Source organism: Neisseria sp. P0022.S010 (assembly GCF_051956635.1).
Genome location: NZ_JBQCXF010000250.1, coordinates 1 through 4,292, shown reverse-complemented (window position 1 = coordinate 4,292; position 4,292 = coordinate 1). Strand labels below are relative to the sequence as shown.

3 protein-coding genes and 2 pseudogenes are annotated in these 4,292 nt (G+C 61.0%); all 5 read left to right on the top strand.

The genetic code is table 11. From position 1 onward, the window contains the following. Positions 1-590 (top strand): annotated as a pseudogene (locus ACTHUT_RS14695) (transposase); the annotation flags it as partial. A 105-nt stretch (positions 591-695) separates the two neighbouring features. Next, positions 696-1,097: pseudogene (locus ACTHUT_RS14690) on the top strand (transposase); the annotation flags it as partial. A gap of 583 nt (positions 1,098-1,680) precedes the next feature. Further along, a complete protein-coding gene (cysG, locus tag ACTHUT_RS14685) occupies positions 1,681-3,126 on the top strand; it encodes a siroheme synthase CysG (protein WP_250590961.1) in 1,446 nt (481 codons plus the stop codon). An 11-nt stretch (positions 3,127-3,137) separates the two neighbouring features. After that, entirely contained in the window at positions 3,138-3,917 is a 780-nt protein-coding gene (locus tag ACTHUT_RS14680; protein ID WP_083311742.1) for a phosphoadenylyl-sulfate reductase, read from the top strand. Positions 3,918-4,062: 145 nt separating this feature from the next. Continuing rightward, positions 4,063-4,292 (top strand): phosphoadenosine phosphosulfate reductase domain-containing protein (locus ACTHUT_RS14675; RefSeq protein ID WP_440418963.1); only part of this gene is annotated, 230 nt, incomplete at its 3' end.

Here is a 4,292-nt window from a genome sequence, read left to right as displayed (position 1 = left end):
GGCAAACCGCACAAGCCATGATTGCCAAACACATCGACCGCTTCCCACTATTGAAGTTGGATCAAGTGATTGATTGGCAACCGATCGAACAGTACCTGAATCGTCAAAGAACCTGCTACCTTAGAGACCACCGCGGCCGTCCCGCCTATCCCCTGCTGTCCATGTTCAAAGCCGTCCTGCTCGGACAATGGCACAGCCTCTCCGATCCCGAACTCGAACACAGCCTCATTACCCGCATCGATTTCAACCTGTTTTGCCGTTTCGACGAGTTGAGCATCCCCGATTACAGCACCTTATGCCGCTACCGCAACTGGCTGGCGCAAGACGACACCCTGTCCGAATTGCTCAAACTGATTAACCGCCAACTGACTGAAAAAGGTTTAAAAGTAGAGAAAGCATCCGCCGCCGTCATTGACGCCACTATTATTCAAACCGCCGGCAGCAAACAGCGTCAGACCATAGAAGTTGATGAGAAAGGACAAGTCAGCGGCCAAACCACACCGGGTAAAGACAGCGATGCCCGTTGGATAAAGAAAAACGGCCTCTACAAACTCGGTTACAAACAACATACCCGTACCGATGAAGAAGGCTATAGTGGATTAAATTTAAATCAGGACAAGGCGACGAAGCCGTAGACAGTACAATTAGTACGGCAAGGCGAGGCAACGCCGTACTGGTTTAAATTTAATCCACTATATATCGAGAAATTGCACATCACTCCCGCCAATACCCATGAGTGCAACCATCTGTCGCCTTTGCTGGAAGGTATAGCCGAAGATACGACCGTCTATGCCGACAAAGGCTATGACAGCGCGGAAAACCGGCAACATCTGGAAGAGCATCAGTTGTTAGACGGCATTATGCGCAAAGCCCACCGCAACCGTCCGCTGACGGAAGCGCAAACCAAACGTAACCGATATTTGTCGAAAACCCGTTATGTGGTCGAACAGAGCTTCGGTACGCTGCACCGTAAATTCCGCTATGCCCGGGCAGCCTATTTCGGGCTGATTAAAGTGAGCGCACAAAGCCATCTGAAGGCGATGTGTTTGAACCTGTTGAAAGCGGCTAACAGGCTAAGTGTGCCTGTTGCTGCCTAAAAGGCGGCCGGATGCCTGATTAATCAGGTATCCGGGGAGAAAAAAGGGAAATTGGGAACAAAAAACAGCCGGAAGCTTGGGTTTGGGCTTCGGCTGTTGGGTGGAGGGGGATTTTTGCAAAGGTCTCTTGGCGCAATTTCCCGTCCCGCGCCCGGCGTTTGAAACGGTTCCGTATATCGGGCTTCTTGCGAAAATCCAAACTGGGGTTGAAAGCAAAAAGCCCGGCGGAAACCCAAACCGGCCGCAAGAGGCGGGCGGGTCGGCTGAAACATTTGGATTCCGGCAACCCGGGCATCCTTACCCTGCCTGCGCGGCGGCAAACCGCAGCCTGCCCTTCCGGCATTTCCCGTTTTGCAGGAAGTCTGTTGCCCGCACGGCTGCCCCCGCCTGTTTTGCGGGCGCAAACCCGAAACCGGGCGGGCGGCCTCGGCCGGCGTTCAAGATACGCGCTTAGAATAAATGTTTAGCAACAATAAGTTGCCGCGCATATAATTTTTCCTTCTATCTAATGGCGAAATCAGTCTTTCCGTTCCCCCCGCCGCTTCGCCTATGATAGGCGCACGGTTTTAGAGTGAGAACGGAAATGGACTACTTCCCCCTGTTTGCCGATTTGAAAGGCCGCCCCGTGCTGGTGGTGGGCGCGGGTCATGTGGCTTTGCGCAAAATCCGCCTGCTGCTGCGCTGCGGCGCGCTTGTCCGCATTGCGGCGGGCAGGCTGCATCCGAAAGTGGCCGCGCTGCACGGCGCGGGCAGGGTGGAGTGGGCGGCACGCGCGTTCTCGCCCGAACTGCTCGACACGGCCTTCCTCGCCGTGGCCGCCACCGACGATTCCGATTTGAACGAGCGGGTGTTCCAAGCCGCGCAGAGCCGCCGCCTGCTGGTGAACACGGTGGACGACCCCGCCCGCTGCAACTTCATCTTCCCCTCGATTATCGACCGCAACCCCATCCAAATCGCCATTTCCAGCGGCGGCAAGGCACCGGTGCTGGCGCGGCTGCTGCGCGAGAGGCTGGAAGCCCTGCTGCCGCAGGGTTTAGGCGTGATGGCGCAGATTGCCGGACAATGGCGCGGCCGCGTGAAGGCGCGGCTCGGTAGTACGACGCAGCGCCGCCGCTTCTGGGAAAGGCTGTTTGCTTCCGCCGCCTTCCGGCGTTTGGCGGAAAGCCGCCGCAGCCGCGAGGCCGGGCAGCTGGTGTGGCGGCATTTGGCCGGGGAGCAGCCGCAAAGCGGCGAAGTGGCGCTGGTGGGCGCGGGGCCGGGCGATGCCGGGCTGCTCACGCTCAAAGGCCTGCAGCGCATTCAGGAAGCCGACGTGGTGCTGTACGACGCGCTGGTGTCGGATGCGGTATTGGATTTGGTGCGGCGCGATGCCGACAAAATCTGCGTGGGCAAGCGCGCCGGCGGCGGCAGCGTGCCGCAGGAGGAAACCAACCGCCTGCTGGTGCGCCATGCCCGCGCGGGCAAACGCGTGGTGCGGCTCAAAGGCGGCGACCCGTTCGTGTTCGGGCGCGGCGGCGAGGAATTGGAAGCCTTGCGCGAAGCGGGCATTCCGTTTGAAGTGGTGCCCGGCATCACCGCCGCACTGGGCGCCGCCGCCTACGCCGGCATCCCGCTCACCCACCGCGACCACGCGCACGGCGCGATGTTCATCACCGGCCACCGCAAAATCGACGCCGAAGCGCCCGACTGGCCTGCTCTGGCACAGAACCGGCAGACGCTGGTGGTGTATATGGGCACGATTAAGGCCGCCGAACTGTCGCGCGAGCTGATTGCGCACGGCCGCGCCGCCTCCACGCCCGCCGCCGTCATCAGCTGCGGCACGCTGCCGCATCAGCAGGTGTTTTCCGGCAGCCTGGCCGAACTGCCCGAATTGGCCGCGCAAGCCGCCCAGCCCGCCCTGCTGGTGATCGGCGAAACCGTGGCGCTGCGGCAGGATTTGGCCTGGTTCGGCGCCCAGCCCGGCCGGCAGGACGAACAGGGCGGCCGGTATGTGCAGCAGCCCGCCGCAGCGGCCGGACAGGCGGCGTGAGGGGGAATACCGTGAATATTCAAGAAATCCCGGTTGTCCGCGAAGAAACCGCTTCCGCCGTATCCTTCCGCCCCAAGCTGTGGCAGATTCCCCGCCCCATTTCCGCCGTGTACCAAAGGCTACCTGAAAAAACCGCCGCGCTGCGCCGCCGCCTATTGGAAATCTACCGCCGCCACAGCCGCGTGAAGCTGGCCAGCAGTTTGGCGGTGGAAGACATGCTGATTACCGACCTGCTGGCGCAGCAAGGCCTGCGCGTGGAAGTGTTCATGCTGCAAACCGGCCGCCTCAACGCCGAAACCCTTGATTTGGCCGACGAAGTGCGCCGCCGCTACCCCGCGCTCGACTTCCGCCTCTACTACCCCGAAGAAAAAGCGGTGGAAGAATACGTGCAAACCCACGGCCTGAACGCCTTCTACGACAGCGTGGAGTTGCGCAAGCGCTGCTGCCACATCCGCAAAGTCGAGCCGCTCAACCGCGCCCTGGCTGATGCCGATGCCTGGCTCACCGGCCAGCGCCGCGGGCAGTCGGTAACCCGCAGCGAACTTACCCTGGCCGAACACGACAACGCGCGCGGCATCGCCAAATACAACCCGATTTTCGACTGGAGCGAACAGGAAGTGTGGGCCTACACCCTGCAGCAGCGCCTGCCCTTCAACGAACTCTACCGCCAAGGCTACCCCAGCATCGGCTGCGAACCCTGCACCATGCCCGTGAAGGAAGGCGAAGACATCCGCTCCGGCCGCTGGTGGTGGGAAAGCCGCGACAGCAAAGAATGCGGCCTGCACAAATAGCCGCCGCAACCCAAAAGGCTACCTGAAAAAACGTAATGGGCTCTTCAGCTCATCCCGCCGCAAGCCCGATATTTTCAGGTAGCCCAGCCCGCCATGGGCTACCTGAAACCGCAATCCGAACAACCAACCCGACAGAAAGCCCGCCATGAGCGCCACCCTGCAAAACGACCACCTCGACTGGCTCGAAGCCGAATCCGTCCACATCATCCGCGAAGTGCTGGCCGAATGCCGCAACCCCGCCATCCTGTTTTCCGGCGGCAAAGACTCCGTCGTCCTGCTCGCCCTCGCCCGCAAAGCCTTCGCCGTGCCCGGGCGGAGCATCCCGCTGCCCTTCCCGCTGGTGCACATCGACACCGGCCACAACTACCCCGAAGT

What these genes read in the sequence shown, in the direction of transcription:
- cysG (WP_250590961.1), top strand. Translation starts at nt 1,681, where the DNA reads ATGGACTACTTCCCCCTGTTTGCCGATTTGAAAGGCCGCCCCGTGCTG.